Below are 14,528 nucleotides of genomic sequence, written 5' to 3'. Positions count from 1 at the left end.
CAAAAAAACTCTTCCAGGCAAAACAGCAAAATATAATTTTATAAAAAAAGAACGTTAAACTATCCGTTTCAATAAATTCTGCATTATTATACAGTCTATTTAATTGTACAAATAACTTCATCTTTTACAGCATTTTTACAGGTACTTTTACCCTTTTTAATCCTTTATTCAAAACTATTCTGCTTTAATTTCTGCGCCAGATTATTCACAGAAAAGCCTCATTCTGAAGATTCAGATGAGGCTTTTCTGTGAAGGTCTGTTATGTAATTTATTACTATTTTTTTCTGGAAATAAGATAGGCTTCCATTTCCGTTAAGGATAAAGCGTTAAATGTCATATCTTTCGTCAATCCGCCTTTTCTGGCCACTGCCACTCCATAATGCATATCAAAATAGCCATCCTTCTCATGGGCATCAGGATTAATTGATAATTTTACCCCTTTTTCCAAAGCATACTGAATCCATCTCCAGTCAAGATCCAGGCGGTAAGGACTTGCATTGATTTCAATCACCACACCATTGGCGGCACATGCGTCTATCATCCACTGGTGATTGACCGGATACCCTGCTCTTGAAAGCAGTAACCTGCCAGTCGGATGACCCAGTATAGTTGTATAAGGATTTTCAATGGCTTTGATTAAGCGTGACATCGCTTTTTCTTCAGTCATTTTAAGACTTTGGTGAACGGAAGCTACAATGTAATCAAATGATTTAAGTACTTCTTCGGAATAGTCCAGTGAACCATCCCCTAAAATATCAGACTCTATTCCTTTCAGGATTTTAAAAGGTTTTTCCGGAGTACTTAACTTAAGATTTAAGCGGTCAATTTCAGCATGCTGCTGGTCAACCCTGTCTTCATACAATCCTCTTGCATAAATGGCCGTTTTCGAATGGTCGGCAATGCCCAGGTATTCAAAACCCAGATCTCGGCAATATGTTGCCATTTCTTCCAAAGTATGTTTCCCATCCGAATAGGTAGAATGGTTATGAAGAATGCCTTTAAGAGAATCCCAGGTAACTAATTCATCATTTGAATGCTGCTGAATCCAGTCAAATTCAAAAGTTCCCTCCCGCATTTCCGGAATAATGTAAGGAATTCCGGCAGTCTGATAAATTATTTCTTCTGAGGCTAAAGGTTCTTTCTGAGCAATTTTCAACAGACTTTTCTGTGCTAAATGCTTTGGCGAAGCAGAATATATAAATTGCTGATTAACAAAGTTTTCAGGAGAAGAAATCTGAACTTCAAACGGAATACTTTTACCTTCCATTTTACCTCTCCAGACAAACGGAGAAGAAATCTTTTCGGCCTGCTGCATGAATGGAAGTCCGTTTATTACCTGCTGAACTTCCCAGGGTTTGCTATGCCCTACCAATAACTGAATACTTTCAACAATCTCATTTTTTCTTCGGATATCTCCCACAATCTGAATGGCAGAATCCGGCAAATTTGTTTCAAGAACATCTAATAATTGTTGGGCCAGCTCCTCTCCTTTTTCCATTCGGAGTTTACTGGAATTGGCCTGTAAAAACTGTAAATTGGTTTTGATAGCCTCCTGGGTTTTCTCACCAAAACCTTTCAATCTGGCAACTTCTCCATTTTCGCAAGCCAATAACAATTCACGTGTATCAGTAATATTCAGTTCCAGCCAGATCTGGCGTACTTTCTTGGGACCGATGCCTTTTATCCTGAACATTTCAAGTACTCCTTCAGGTGTTTCCTGAAGCAGATCGTTCATTTCCTTTAAGGTTCCGGTAGTTCTGATTTCTTCAATCTTGGCGGCCATACTCTTTCCTACCCCCTGCAGACCGGAAAGCTGTGCAACTGGTATTGTCGTCAGGTCTTCGGTTGACTTATCAAGATTAAAAACAGCACTGTAATAAGCCCGTACTTTGAAATCATTTTCACCATGAAGTTCAAGAAGTTTACCGGTAAGCTCAAGAATATCGAGAATTGTTTGGTTTTCCATATCGATTAAGGTTCTCTTCTTAATGAAGAAATAAAAGGTAATGAAGCAAATTTCAGAAATTTTATTGAACAAGCCCAGAATTACTGAAAATGTTGAGGATAAAAAAGAAAAAGAGAGACAATTGTCTCTCTTTTTGCATCAACCTACCGTCAATTTCTCTTACTCCTCTTAGCCTTACTCTTTACTCTTTGGTTCATCAGAACCTTATATCTTCTTTCCAAATCCAGAATTACTTTGTAAGCATCATCTTTATTGGTTTCATAAGTCCCGTTTAATGTTTTATAGGAGCCTGAAAGTTTTTCATATTCAAAAATCAGACTATTATAATTTTGAGTCAACGACTCCATTGTAGCTTTGTTATCTTCCTGGCATTTAAGAAATTCATCCGTTTTTTGTTTGAATTCATTTTCCAGTTTTACCCTTTCAGCATGCTGAACCGCTTTTTCTTTTTGCAGTTGCTGAAGTTCTGCCTGAAGTTTGTTTGTCTCAGTCTGCAACACCGCCATTTTCTTAGACTCTGCACAGGAAAACATTAAAACAGACAGAGCCGTGAAAATAAAAAGCCCTGCTTTTCTTACCATATTTTACAATTTATCAGTCATCCCGGCATTTGGTAAAATCACGGAACCACCTTTTACATTTAATTTCCCGGAAAATTATCTCCCTCTGCAACCCCGTTCAATTTTCCGGGAAAACTCAATCTGAACTATTAATCAAGCTTTTGTTTTCTAACCTACTGAATTAAAACAAGTCCGGATTATAATACTAAACTCTTCTAATTTTACTGTTTTCTTGATTCTCTGCTGTATTTCTTAAGGCGGTCATTTGCCTTAATCAGTAACTTTTCCATCTCAAGTTTACTTGCCAGAGTGGAATCCTGACGAATAATCGCTTCATCCAAATCTGCCCTAACACGTTGATACGAAGCATACCAAAACACATTGGCAACTGTCAAAAGTATTAATAACGTAACCAGGACAATGTTAATAAGCGGAGTTCTTTTCAACTGAATTCTCCTTAAAACCATTGATTCCATGACATTTATTAAATCGGGTAAACATTGTATATTTTTTTCTGATAAACCCTTTCAACAATAATTTCAAATGGCTTCCCAAATTGCTCAACGCACCAGACTTTGAGTTTTATCCTCTCTTCCAGTTTGCACAAGGCCATTGCCTTCTGTAATTCTTTCTGAAAAAGATCTTTTGAAAAACTTACCTTTTTTAAAACAATTTTACTGTATTCAAAATAGCTTGTTGATTTTTCCATACTGATAGAGGTTTAAAAACATGGATATAATCTCAAATCACATCCATGTCCGGTATCGAAAGAATGAAAAGTTATCATGCTTTTCCATGAGAACTACTCAATTATTGCGTCACAAAATTGATAACGAACCTTAAAAAACTACTGAATGAAAAATTAAAATGTACTTAATGAAAATAAAATAGCTTATGAAATACTGACTGTCAACAGATTACACAAAATCCTGTCTCTCAGAAAAGCCAGAACAACAGGATTCTCCCGGAATTTTCCGTAACCTTTATTCAAAATCAATTATATGGAATGGTAAATACGAAGGAAATGTTTTCGGCTTGTGATGAACCTAGCTCGATCGTTCCTTTATGAAGCTTGGTGATTTTTTCGACCAGCGACAATCCTACGCCATAACCTTTGGTTTCGGTATTGTTTTCCGAACGGAAAAATGGTTGAAAAAGATGAGGAATATCTTCTGAGTCAATCTCTTTTCCCTTATTATTAAAAGAGATTCTCAGTTTCGTTTTTTCAAAATACAACCAGATTTTTACGGTATTGTCATCTGAAAATTTACATCCGTTTTCCATCAGGTTGGTAATTACTACTTTTAACAGGTAAGAATTTCCCAGCACACAAAGCTGTTTTTCATTCTCGAGTTCATTCTCAAAATCCACTTCAATTTTGTAATTCGGTTGAATTTTCAGCAAATGATCTCTTGCTTCCCAAATGGTTTCATCAATTCTTACGTTTGAAAACAAAAAAGCATCCTGCTGGCCGCTTACTTTGGAAAGTTCAAGCAGCGTATTGGAAAGCTGACTCAATTCCTTGGCGTCAGACAAAATAGACTTCATTGTCCGCTGATAGTCAGACAACTCTCTTTCTTTCAACAAATTAACTTCAAGCTGGGCTATAATTCTGGTGAGTGGATTTCTCAATTCATGGCTAACGTTTGAAATAAAAAAACGCTGTTGTTTAAAAGCCGTTTCAGTTCTGTCTAACAACTGATTAAAGGTGGTAGTCAGAGAACCGATCTCATCATTTTCATTGACAACACTTAATCGCCTGCTCAGATTCTGGGGATAAATGGATTTAACTTCAGATATGACCTTGGAGATTGGCTGCAAAGCTCTTTCTGCAAAAAGCCAGCCTAAGATTGCTACTCCGAATACCATAAAAAAGAACAACCCTATAAGAATTTGCTTTAAATCCTCTGTAAGAGCTCCTCCGTAAAAATCGATAGCTCCGGCAAATACAACCAGCCGGTTATATTCATTGACATAATAAAGCCCCAGAATTCTGTGTTCACCTTGTGTAAAATGAAGCTCTTTCTCCAATCGAACTTTATTAATCAAAGCTCTGTCTATGTGAAAAACAACAGAATCACTGCTTTTATAGATTTTCTCGTTTTTGTAATTGTAGATCGAAATATTCTCCTTGTAAAGCGCATCTTTATTGGTATTGGCAATGACCTTCAGCAATTTACTATCGACTTCATCCACCTTCATCAGAAGATCTGCCGCAGTAATTGCCTTGAATTTCAAGCGGTTATAAAAACGATTTTCCACAAAAGAATTGGCAAAGAAATAAATTCCCAAAAATGAAAATACCAGGATTGCTGAAACCAGCAATGTAAACTGTATAGTAAGTTTGGTCCTGATACTCATTTTTCCTTATGTATTTTTGATTGGGAACAATTGGGAATTTTCCGGAATAATTACATGATTTTAAGGTATTCTTTCAGAAATTCTATTCCGATTTAAGCACATAACCCATTCCATAAACATTGTGGATCAGCCTGGTCGGAAAATCTTTGTCTATTTTCTTTCGCAGCAAAGTAATGTAAACTTCGATGAGGTTGGTACTTGATTCATAATCCCAGACCTTTTCAGCAATATCATCTTTTGACAATACTTTCCCCTGATTTCTGAGCAGATATTCCAGCAAAGCAAATTCTTTTGCGGTCAGTTCTATCTTTTTCTCCGACCTGAAAACAGTCTTGGCATCCAGATCAAGGGTCAGATCTGCAAAACGAAGCAGATTTCCTCCCATCTGAACTCCCTGCATTCTCCTTGACATGGCTTTAATTCTCGCCAGAAGTTCCTGAAATTCAAAAGGTTTAATAAGGTAATCATCTGCTCCTACCTCAAAACCGAGTAATTTATCCTCCAATTCCCCCAGGGCTGTCAGAAGCAATATGGGAGTCTGAACTCCCTCATTTCTGAGTTCCCGGCAAAGTTCTATTCCATTGAGTCCAGGCATAATCACATCACTGACGATCAGCTGAAACTGCTTTTTCTTTGCAAGATGCTTCCCCATCAGGCCATCATAACAAAACTCCACCTCAAATCCATTCTCCTCCAAACCTTGTTTCAGGGACTGAACGGTTTTCTGTTCATCTTCAATTAAAAGAATTTTCATATCGTCTTTGTAATGCTTTAAACCACCTTTTCTTTCTCAACAACAATAAACTGCTTAAAGTTATTGCAAAAGCCTATTTTCAGTTATCATTACTGTTTAGCCTGTTCGGCCTGCTCAGCAAGAACTTCTGCTACCGGACGGAAATTCCCTTTCTTCAGCAGTTCATTTTCAGGCTCGTAAGGGAAAATCTCCAGGATTGACGTAATATTGATATCTGTGATCTGGTAGTCATCAACCGTTCCGAGATTCTGTACCAACAACTCATAAGCCTCCTTTGGATTTTCAGCATTAATCAGCATCACATGAGGTGTTTTCTTCTCTTTCTGAGACTTTTCGTCAAATGTAATGTATTGTACCTTAGACTTATACCATATTTCAGAACCATTTTCTACATTAAAAACCTCACTGATTTTCATTTTAGATAAATTTGTCAGCTGAAAATCCGGGGTATTGCTTGCTACCACTTCATACATCCTTGCCTCCGCATCTGTGTATGAAACAGCATCTACCAGATAGGCTTCGTTAATTGTTTTTAATGATCCTGCTTCGTCCTCTTTCTGAAAACGTATTTTTCCTAAATACCAAGTAGCCATTTTAAATTGATTTTGAGAATTTAACCCATTATTTTTCCCTTCAAGGGGTTGCAAAACTATCAAGAGTTGAGGAAGAAAACAAAGTGATGTAACCTTTTAATTCTTTTTTGAATCCGGAAAGCAGCCTTTCCTTACTCCTTCCCGAAAGAGCCGGGGCTCAGGTAAAACAAAATGTAAAAGGGATGAAATTCCGGTAAAATTTCATCCCTTTTTACTTATTTCAAAAATGATTAAACAAATTTTATTACCACAAATAAACTGACAAGCAGCCCAAGAACGGTTCCGGCAAGTATCTGTTCGATGTTGTGTTCATTGAGATAAAGCCTGGCAGACATCAGAAAACCCGCTATAAGAATGATTCCCAAAGCCGGATAGAACAGCGTTTGTTCCTGGAAACGGATCAAAATCCCCCACAAAGCTCCCGCAACTCCGCTAATTCCTACGGAATGCGCTGAAATTTTCCAATAAAGACTGATATAAGCGACCAACGCAATTGAAAAAGCCATTGAAGTAAGAATCAAGGCAATTTCGGGCAATTGTCTGACATTAAAAGTAAAGAAAGCTGCCACCATTGTATAGATCACCACTGTAATCAGGTATGGAATGCGGCGTTCTCTCAGCGTATTCATCGTAAGCGTCTGAATAAATCCGAATTTATAAAGAGAGTAAATGAAAAATGAAGGTATGACGAAAGTAAGCAGAAAGATCAAAAGAAGTAAACCCTCTTTCAGGCTCATAACACCCACTTTGGATGCGCCATTGAATAACTCCAGATTACTGATTGCTCCGGGAGCAAAATAGAATATTATTGTAAACAATAATGTCGGCATCATTAAAGGATGCAGCACTACAGAAAGAAACCTGGCGACTGAAGTATTCAAGTTATTGCTAAACTTTTAGTTATGTACAGTAGTAATTTACAAATTTAATGACCTGAGACTACCAACAATCTGTTAATAGTAAATTAAAGTTGTCTCCGTAACCTGGCAACAGGGATATTCAGTTGTTCCCTGTATTTCGCTACTGTTCTTCTGGCGATATTGTATCCTTTTTCATTGAGGTATTTTTCCAGTTTTTCATCTGATAACGGAATTCTCTTCGGTTCATTATCAATAAGCTCTTTCAGAATATTTTTTACTTCTCTGCTTGACACATCTTCTCCTGAATCAGTAGCAATTCCTTCAGAGAAAAAGTACTTTAAAGGATAAATCCCAAATTCCGTCTGAACCGATTTAGAACTTGCAACCCTTGAAACAGTAGAAATATCCATATCAATCTGATTAGCAATATCTTTCAGAATCATGGGTCTCAGCTTCGTCTCATCTCCTTCCTGAAAAAAATCATACTGATATTTCAGAATGGCAGACATCGTCTTCATCAAAGTAGCCTGTCTTTGTTTGATGGCATCAATGAACCATTTTGCTGAATCCAGTTTCTGTTTGATAAAAGTTACTGTTTCCTTAACAGATTTATTCTGTTTATCCCCTTTATCATATGTATCAAGCATTTCATGGAAAGATCTGCTGATTCTTAGTTCAGGTGCATTTTTAGAATTAAGCGTAAGTTCCAGTTTTCCGTTATTATTGGTCAGGATATAATCAGGAATAAGATACTGAATTGTTCCGTCTTCATCTGCACTTCCTGGTTTCGGATTTAATTTAGTGATGATTTTAATGGCATCTCTTATTTCCTCATCCGACATTTCCAGACGTCTTTGAATCTTATCGTAGTGCTTTTTTGAAAATTCATCAAAATACTCATCAATAATTCTGATGGAATACTGCACATTTATGTCGGAACTATCTTTTCTTTCCAGTTGCAGCAGCAGGCATTCCTTTAAATCTCTGGCTGCAATACCCGGCGGATCAAAAGTCTGAATTTTCTTCAAAACTTTTTCAATTTCATCTACATCGGTATAAACACCCTGAGTAAATGCCATATCATTAACAATTGCCTGTAATGACCTGCGGATATATCCATCAGCTTCAACAGAGCCTATCAACTGTTTTCCGATTAGTTCATCGTGATCATTTAAGCGAAGAAAGCCTAATTGAGAGGTCAGGTGATCTGTAAGACTAAGGGAAGTAGCTATAGGGATTTCACGGTCTTCTTCATCTCCGCCGCCGCCATCTCCCTGCATCTTGTAACCGGAGTAATCATCGTGCAAATAAGATTCCACGTCCAGCTCCCGGTCATTAAAGGTATCATACTCATCATAGCTATCTCCGGCGTCATCAAATTCATCTCCGAATTCATCCTTTTCCTTATCATTCAGCTCCATATCCGTTCCTTCTTCCAGTGCCGGATTAATCTCTAATTCTTCCTCTATTCTGGCAGCGAGCTCAAATGTAGGGATTTGCAGCAATTTGACAAATTGAATTTGCTGAGGAGAGAGCCTTTGCTGAATCGTTTGATTTAAAGATAACTTTTGCATAGAGAAAAGAAGGTAGAGTAAGTGTACAGGTTAGGTATTTGATTTTATGGACTGATCAACCATTCAGCCTGATTAACAATTTCCTTGCCAAAAATAGTTTTAAATTAAAAACAACCGAAATTTTTCTTCTATTTTTTTTAACAAAAAACACCAAAACACTGACTATCAACAATTTAAATATTTTTATTTATTCATAAAAAACAGAAAATTACATGAAAAAATTACATTAATTCGGTATTTGACGGATTTGTGATTAATTTTGAATAATAGAGAAAGCACAGATTTTGATCTGTTAAAATTATATCGGGGCATTAAATGGCATAATATCTCAAAACATAGTGCTCATTTGCAGGTGTTAAAAGCCTTCCCTCCATTAATTTGTATGCCGGTTTTATGGACTCTTTATTTTTTTTCCGGAGTATTAAGTTAAGCTATCACTGAATTTTATTATAATAACTAACAACTATATTCATTTAAATTATTCCGCAAGGGTAACATTTTAGAATAAAAATTTCAAAAAATGCAAATCAAAGAAATCCTACAAACTGCTGAGATTGGTAAAGAAATTACTGTAAAAGGTTGGGTCCGGACTAAACGTGTTAGTTCTAATGTAGTATTTATAAATATTAATGATGGCTCAGTTATTCATAATATCCAGGCAGTAGCAGAAACAGGTATTATTGATGAAGAAACCCTTAAATTAGTTACTACAGGCTCTTGTGTTGCTATTACCGGAACTTTAATCGAATCGCAGGGACAAGGCCAGAAAGTTGAATTGCAGGTAAAATCAGTATTCGTTTACGGAACAGCTGATCCTGAAAAATATCCGCTTCAGCCGAAAAAACATTCTCTTGAATTTCTCAGAGAAATTGCCCATTTACGCCCAAGAACAAATACATTCTCGGCCATTCTTCGTGTTCGTCATTCATTGGCTTTTGCCATCAACAAATATTTTAATGACAACGGTTTCTTCTATCTTCATACACCAATTATTACTGGTTCAGATGCTGAAGGAGCCGGAGAAATGTTCAGAGTGTCCACACTTGACCCGATTAAACCTCCTCTGAATGAAGATGGTTCGGTAAATTACAAAGAAGATTTCTTTGGTAAAGAAACCAATCTTACCGTTTCAGGTCAGCTGGAAGGTGAGCTTGGTGCTATGGCCTTGTCTAAAATCTATACTTTTGGCCCGACTTTCAGAGCAGAAAATTCCAATACAACCCGTCACCTTGCCGAGTTCTGGATGATTGAACCGGAAGTGGCTTTCTTCGAACTTGAGGATAACATGAACCTCGCGGAAGATTTCACCAAATATGTCATCAATTATGCCCTGACAAATTGCTATGATGATTTAGTATTTTTAGAAAATCGACTGAAAGAAGAAGAAAAGAACAAGAAAAAAGAAGAGCAGTCAGAATTGTCACTTATTGAAAAACTTCGTTTTGTGGTCGACAATGACTATGTCAGACTGACTTATACCGAGGCGATCAAAATTCTGTTAAACTCAAAAAGACATAAAGAAGGCAAATTCCAATACCCTGTTGAATGGGGCATTGACCTTCAGTCGGAACATGAGCGTTATCTTGTTGAGAAACACTTCAAAAAACCGGTAATTCTTACCAATTATCCGAAAGACATCAAAGCGTTCTATATGAAACAGGATGAAGACGGAAAAACGGTAAGAGCAATGGATGTTTTATTCCCGGGTATCGGTGAAATCATTGGTGGTTCTCAACGTGAAGATGACTATGAGAAACTTTTACAACGTACCAAGGAAGTAGGTATCCATGAGGACACTATCTGGTGGTATCTTGAAACCCGCAAATATGGTTCTGCTCCTCACTCAGGATTCGGTCTTGGTTTTGAGCGTATGGTGTTGTTTGTTACCGGAATGACTAACATCCGTGATGTGATTCCTTTCCCGAGAACTCCAAAATCTGCAGAATTCTAGGTCCTGAATTTTACAGGAAGTGCATAAAAAACTCCGGCCTTGTAAGCCGGAGTTTTTCATTATCTTATATCTGAAATAGAAGGCAGAAATTACAAATATTTTATGGCAGCCATTACAATCTGTCTTAAACTCACAATAATTACCACCATTCCTACAAGAATCATCATCGTTTTAACCGGTAATTTACTTGATAATCTTGCGGCAATCGGTGCAGCAACCATTCCCCCTAAAATCAACCCTGCAATCACCTGCCAATAGCCTAATCCGATTACTGTTACAAAAGTGATTGAACTTGCCAGTGAAATAAAAAACTCAGCTAAGTTCACAGATCCGATGGTATATCTCGGATGACGTCCGGAAGCGATAAGTGTCGATGAAACAATGGGACCCCAGCCTCCGCCGCCAATTGCATCCATATATCCGCCAAACATTGCCAGCCAGCCTACTTTTTTCAAAGTTCGTTTTTCCTGACGCTTCTTCAATGCCTTTTTAATAATGATAATTCCCAAAATCAAGGTATAAGTTGAAATAATCGGTTTAAGCATACTGGCATATTCTTCGAGAGAAGAAATGATATAAGCTCCTAAAACAGCTCCGATAATTCCCGGAATCAGCAAGGTTTTGAACAATTTTGAGTTAACATTTCCAAATTTCAGGTGCATATATCCCGAAACACCACTGGTAAATACCTCAGAGGCATGTACACTCGCACTTGCTGCCGCAGGAGTGATACCTACACTTAATAAAAAGGTCGTAGCTGTTACCCCATAGGCCATTCCCAACGCTCCGTCAATCATCTGAGCGATAAAACCTCCCAGCAGATAATACAGAATATCCGAAGTTACAGAACTAAAAGCCGTTGTTATGTTTTTGACTGTCAGGAAATTGAATAATAAATGTCCGACAATCATTAAAGCAATTGCATTGAAAATATGGATGATTACCTCAGCAGCACTGCGATCGCGCTTCCAGATATTCACTATAGCTACTTCAAACGGATTTTTTGAAGACTTTTTCACAACAGGCTTATCCGATCTGGTAACTTCCGATTCTAATTCCATTGATTATTGGTATTTATATTTTTCAATTATATGAGTGTCTTTGTATTAGGCGTTTCTTCCCGACTATTCCTACAAAATTAATAGAGTTAAACAAATCTACAAAACGAGTAGAGTTTATTTTTAAAAAAATATTCTTTGTCTGTTTAAACCGGATAAGGAAAAACCATATTACAGGCTTCGATCAAAAGATCTGCGCTATTCCCGAAATACCTATTATTGCTTAATTTTATTATATTTAACATTGATAATGAGCGAATTAACTCCAAACCAACTTATCCTGATAAAAATGCCTGATACATTTAGCAAAAACTATAAAGTAATCTTCTTAACCAGCCTTCTTGCCGGCACACTTGATATACTGGCAGCACTTCTTCCCTCTTCAAATCCGGGCAAAATATTACAGTTTATTGCCAGTGCAGTTTTAGGAGCTGATTTATTTTCAGGAGGCTTCGGAACTATCATACTGGGCCTGTTACTTCATTTTATCATTGCATTTATCTGGACACTTCTGTTTTTCATGATTTACCCAAGGATAAAAATCTTATTCAAAGGACCATGGACTGCCGGAATTACATATGGTATTTTTATCTGGCTCGTCATGAATCTGCTGATTCTTCCGCTTTCAAGAGCGCCCGAAATTCCGTTCAATATCGGAAAAGCAGCCATTGCAATGGGTATCCTTATTGCTTTGGTTGGTATCCCGATTTCTTTGATAGCTTACAAATACGACCATCACAAATGATAAGTTCGGAGATACTTGCTTATAAATAAAAATGAAGTCCTGATGCAGGTCGTTTTTATTTCTATTTTTACAGAAATTTAATTTCAATCAAAAATCCTGTTTTCAATAATGACTTCATTAGAAATCGTAAAACAATACTATTCTGCATTTAATCAACAAAACTGGAAAGGAATGCTTGCGCTCCTGCATGCTGAAGTCCGTCATGAAACCAATCAGGGTGAAGTAAGAACCGGTTTGGAAAAATTTACAGAATTTTTGCAGCATATGGACGAGTCTTATCATGAAAACCTGACTGACATGGTATTTTTCACGGAACCTGAAAGTAAAAGAGTAGCTGTTGAATTTACGGTAAACGGTATTTACAAAAAAGGAGAAGAAGGTTTACCCCCTGCAAAAAATCAGAAATATGTGCTTCCTGCCGCAGCTTTTCTGGAACTTTCGGATGAAAAAATTATCCGGGTAACTACCTATTACAATTTACCTTTATGGATTAAACTCGTTTCCGAAGAGGTATAAAACTGATATGGGAACAGATCATTTAACTTTTATCAGAAAAAATGGCAGTCAGATAGAGTCGGTTTTTGAAAGTTTAGGCACATTGAGGATCCAGGTTTTCAGGGATTTTCCGTATTTATATGAAGGAAGTCTTGATTATGAGATAGCATATCTTCAAACTTATGCTAAATCTGAAAGAGCATTTCTTTTGGCAGTATATGACGGATCCGAAATGGTTGGTGCCACAACCTGTCTTCCGTTAAAGGATGAAACGAAAGAAGTCCGGGAGCCTTTTGCAAAAGCTCAGCTGGATTTGGATTCGGTTTTTTATTTCGGGGAAAGTATTCTGCTTCCCGGGTACAGAGGATTGGGGCTCGGCCATCGTTTCTTTGACGAAAGGGAAGCTCATGCTGCCAGTTTCAACCAATATCAATATACTTGTTTTTGTGCAGTAGATCGTCCGGACAATCATCCTTCCAGACCTGATGACTATCGGCCAAATGACGTATTCTGGCTCAAAAGAGGCTATAAGAAAAATGAAACTTTGAAAAGCATATTTGAATGGCCGGATTCTGGCGAAACAGACTCAACCCCTAAATCCATGACATACTGGATGAAAACATTATAATCAGAAACGACCTGATTAATCTGATACTTTCAGGTAAATCGGAATAGTATTTATGACAAAAATTATATCTGCCGCCGCCCAGTATCCCATTTCACAACACCATCAATTCAGGAATTGGGTAATTCATACTGAAAATTGGATAAGCCAGGCTGTTAAAAATAAGGCAAAACTGCTCCTTTTTCCCGAATATGGTTCGATGGAACTGGTGAGTATATTTCCTGAGGAGATACAATCAGACATCCGTCGGCAGGTAATAGAACTGGATCGTTTAAAATCAGATTTCTGTCAGGTCTTTACAGAACTGGCAAAGAAATATCAGGTCATTATCGTAGCTCCCAGCTTCCCGGTAATTGAAAATGGAAGACCCCGAAACCGGGTTTTTGTTTTTTCGGAAAAAGGATTGGCCGGTTTTCAGGATAAATTTTTCATGACCCGATTTGAGAATGAGGAATGGGGAATAGAAAGCGGAGCAAAGGTACTTTCGCTTTTTGAGGCAGACTGGGGCAATTTTGGTGTTCAAATCTGTTATGATGTAGAATTTCCATTGGGTTCTCAGGCACTTTCCTCAGCGGGAGCGTCTCTGATTCTGGCGCCAAGTTGTACAGAAACCATCAGAGGGGCCACCCGTGTACATATAGGGGCGCGAGCCCGTGCAATGGAAAATCAGGCTTATACATTGGTTTCCCAGACCATTGGAAATGCCCTATGGTCACCTGCGGTGGATATTAATTATGGCTTCGCTGCTGCCTACAGCACTCCGGATAAAAATCTTCCGGAGGAGGGAATTATTCAGACAATGGAGCCTCAGAAAGAAGGATGGCTGATACAAGCATTAGATTTCTCTCTGATTGAAACGGTCAGGGATGACGGACAGGTTTTTAATTTTAAAGACCAGCAAAGAATCAGGTCGGAATTTGCCTCTGAAAAAATCGAAATACAGAGGTGGGTTGTTTAAACAGAAAGGGCTCCGGAAAATCCCGGAG

General features: G+C 37.6%; 15 protein-coding genes. 5 read left to right on the top strand and 10 right to left on the bottom strand.

What is annotated here, in order from left to right; genetic code table 11:
- Nucleotides 1-274: 274 nt before the first annotated feature.
- The 9 genes from BM179_RS04690 to rpoN form a co-directional block, all read right to left on the bottom strand.
- Nucleotides 275-1,966 carry a DNA polymerase/3'-5' exonuclease PolX gene (locus BM179_RS04690; protein WP_092012956.1) on the bottom strand — a complete coding sequence of 564 codons (1,692 nt, stop codon included), beginning with the start codon at nt 1,964-1,966 and terminating at the stop codon, nt 275-277.
- Nucleotides 1,967-2,115: 149 nt separating this feature from the next.
- On the bottom strand, nt 2,116-2,547 hold the full coding sequence (locus tag BM179_RS04685; RefSeq protein WP_092012953.1) for a hypothetical protein: 432 nt from the start codon (nt 2,545-2,547) through the stop codon (nt 2,116-2,118).
- Between the two features lie 200 nt (nt 2,548-2,747).
- The gene (locus BM179_RS04680) at nt 2,748-3,002 is read right to left on the bottom strand and encodes a hypothetical protein (protein ID WP_092012950.1); all 255 of its coding nucleotides are present in this window, start codon (nt 3,000-3,002) and stop codon (nt 2,748-2,750) included.
- A gap of 8 nt (nt 3,003-3,010) precedes the next feature.
- A complete protein-coding gene (locus BM179_RS04675) occupies nt 3,011-3,235 on the bottom strand; it encodes a hypothetical protein (protein ID WP_092012947.1) in 225 nt (74 codons plus the stop codon).
- Between the two features lie 284 nt (nt 3,236-3,519).
- Entirely contained in the window at nt 3,520-4,887 is a 1,368-nt protein-coding gene (locus tag BM179_RS04670; RefSeq protein ID WP_092012944.1) for a HAMP domain-containing sensor histidine kinase, read from the bottom strand.
- 82 nt (nt 4,888-4,969) lie between these two features.
- The gene (locus tag BM179_RS04665) at nt 4,970-5,641 is read right to left on the bottom strand and encodes a response regulator transcription factor (RefSeq protein WP_092012941.1); all 672 of its coding nucleotides are present in this window, start codon (nt 5,639-5,641) and stop codon (nt 4,970-4,972) included.
- A gap of 89 nt (nt 5,642-5,730) precedes the next feature.
- Nucleotides 5,731-6,234, bottom strand: a complete 504-nt coding sequence (locus tag BM179_RS04660) for a DUF4494 domain-containing protein (RefSeq protein ID WP_092012938.1) — start codon at nt 6,232-6,234, stop codon at nt 5,731-5,733.
- A 230-nt stretch (nt 6,235-6,464) separates the two neighbouring features.
- Nucleotides 6,465-7,115 carry a phosphatase PAP2 family protein gene (locus BM179_RS04655; RefSeq protein ID WP_229632896.1) on the bottom strand — a complete coding sequence of 217 codons (651 nt, stop codon included), beginning with the start codon at nt 7,113-7,115 and terminating at the stop codon, nt 6,465-6,467.
- A gap of 83 nt (nt 7,116-7,198) precedes the next feature.
- Nucleotides 7,199-8,668 (bottom strand): RNA polymerase factor sigma-54, encoded by a 1,470-nt coding sequence (gene rpoN / locus BM179_RS04650; protein WP_092012931.1) that lies wholly within the window; start codon nt 8,666-8,668, stop codon nt 7,199-7,201.
- 520 nt (nt 8,669-9,188) lie between these two features.
- On the opposite strand from rpoN, the gene asnS reads away from it, so the two are divergent.
- Nucleotides 9,189-10,619: an asparagine--tRNA ligase gene (gene asnS, locus BM179_RS04645; protein WP_092012928.1), complete on the top strand. Its 1,431-nt coding sequence runs from the start codon at nt 9,189-9,191 to the stop codon at nt 10,617-10,619.
- A gap of 89 nt (nt 10,620-10,708) precedes the next feature.
- On the opposite strand, the gene BM179_RS04640 is transcribed toward asnS, so the two are convergent.
- The gene (locus BM179_RS04640; protein WP_092012925.1) at nt 10,709-11,680 is read right to left on the bottom strand and encodes a sulfite exporter TauE/SafE family protein; all 972 of its coding nucleotides are present in this window, start codon (nt 11,678-11,680) and stop codon (nt 10,709-10,711) included.
- A 247-nt stretch (nt 11,681-11,927) separates the two neighbouring features.
- Between BM179_RS04640 and BM179_RS04635 the strand changes: the two genes are divergently transcribed.
- The 4 genes from BM179_RS04635 to BM179_RS04620 all read left to right on the top strand — a co-directional run bounded on the left by BM179_RS04635 (nt 11,928) and on the right by BM179_RS04620 (nt 14,500).
- Nucleotides 11,928-12,422 (top strand): DUF1440 domain-containing protein, encoded by a 495-nt coding sequence (locus BM179_RS04635; protein WP_229632895.1) that lies wholly within the window; start codon nt 11,928-11,930, stop codon nt 12,420-12,422.
- 108 nt (nt 12,423-12,530) lie between these two features.
- A complete protein-coding gene (locus BM179_RS04630) occupies nt 12,531-12,938 on the top strand; it encodes a nuclear transport factor 2 family protein (protein WP_092012922.1) in 408 nt (135 codons plus the stop codon).
- 7 nt (nt 12,939-12,945) lie between these two features.
- Nucleotides 12,946-13,545: a GNAT family N-acetyltransferase gene (locus tag BM179_RS04625; protein WP_092012919.1), complete on the top strand. Its 600-nt coding sequence runs from the start codon at nt 12,946-12,948 to the stop codon at nt 13,543-13,545.
- A gap of 52 nt (nt 13,546-13,597) precedes the next feature.
- Complete coding sequence (locus tag BM179_RS04620) at nt 13,598-14,500, top strand: carbon-nitrogen hydrolase family protein (protein WP_092012914.1); 903 nt, start codon at nt 13,598-13,600, stop codon at nt 14,498-14,500.
- The last annotated feature ends 28 nt before the right edge of the window (nt 14,501-14,528 follow it).

This window comes from Pseudarcicella hirudinis (assembly GCF_900115665.1).
In the GTDB taxonomy this organism is placed as follows: domain Bacteria; phylum Bacteroidota; class Bacteroidia; order Cytophagales; family Spirosomataceae; genus Pseudarcicella; species Pseudarcicella hirudinis.
The sequence above is the reverse complement of the archived record's forward strand: the minus strand, read 5'-3'. Positions and strand labels throughout refer to the sequence as shown.

What these genes read in the sequence shown, in the direction of transcription:
- BM179_RS04685 (WP_092012953.1), bottom strand. Translation starts at nt 2,547, where the DNA reads ATGGTAAGAAAAGCAGGGCTTTTTATTTTCACGGCTCTGTCTGTTTTA.
- BM179_RS04640 (WP_092012925.1), bottom strand. Translation starts at nt 11,680, where the DNA reads ATGGAATTAGAATCGGAAGTTACCAGATCGGATAAGCCTGTTGTGAAA.
- BM179_RS04665 (WP_092012941.1), bottom strand. Translation starts at nt 5,641, where the DNA reads ATGAAAATTCTTTTAATTGAAGATGAACAGAAAACCGTTCAGTCCCTG.
- BM179_RS04635 (WP_229632895.1), top strand. Translation starts at nt 11,928, where the DNA reads ATGAGCGAATTAACTCCAAACCAACTTATCCTGATAAAAATGCCTGAT.
- asnS (WP_092012928.1), top strand. Translation starts at nt 9,189, where the DNA reads ATGCAAATCAAAGAAATCCTACAAACTGCTGAGATTGGTAAAGAAATT.
- BM179_RS04670 (WP_092012944.1), bottom strand. Translation starts at nt 4,887, where the DNA reads ATGAGTATCAGGACCAAACTTACTATACAGTTTACATTGCTGGTTTCA.
- BM179_RS04630 (WP_092012922.1), top strand. Translation starts at nt 12,531, where the DNA reads ATGACTTCATTAGAAATCGTAAAACAATACTATTCTGCATTTAATCAA.
- BM179_RS04625 (WP_092012919.1), top strand. Translation starts at nt 12,946, where the DNA reads ATGGGAACAGATCATTTAACTTTTATCAGAAAAAATGGCAGTCAGATA.
- rpoN (WP_092012931.1), bottom strand. Translation starts at nt 8,668, where the DNA reads ATGCAAAAGTTATCTTTAAATCAAACGATTCAGCAAAGGCTCTCTCCT.
- BM179_RS04680 (WP_092012950.1), bottom strand. Translation starts at nt 3,002, where the DNA reads ATGGAATCAATGGTTTTAAGGAGAATTCAGTTGAAAAGAACTCCGCTT.
- BM179_RS04690 (WP_092012956.1), bottom strand. Translation starts at nt 1,966, where the DNA reads ATGGAAAACCAAACAATTCTCGATATTCTTGAGCTTACCGGTAAACTT.
- BM179_RS04675 (WP_092012947.1), bottom strand. Translation starts at nt 3,235, where the DNA reads ATGGAAAAATCAACAAGCTATTTTGAATACAGTAAAATTGTTTTAAAA.
- BM179_RS04660 (WP_092012938.1), bottom strand. Translation starts at nt 6,234, where the DNA reads ATGGCTACTTGGTATTTAGGAAAAATACGTTTTCAGAAAGAGGACGAA.
- BM179_RS04620 (WP_092012914.1), top strand. Translation starts at nt 13,598, where the DNA reads ATGACAAAAATTATATCTGCCGCCGCCCAGTATCCCATTTCACAACAC.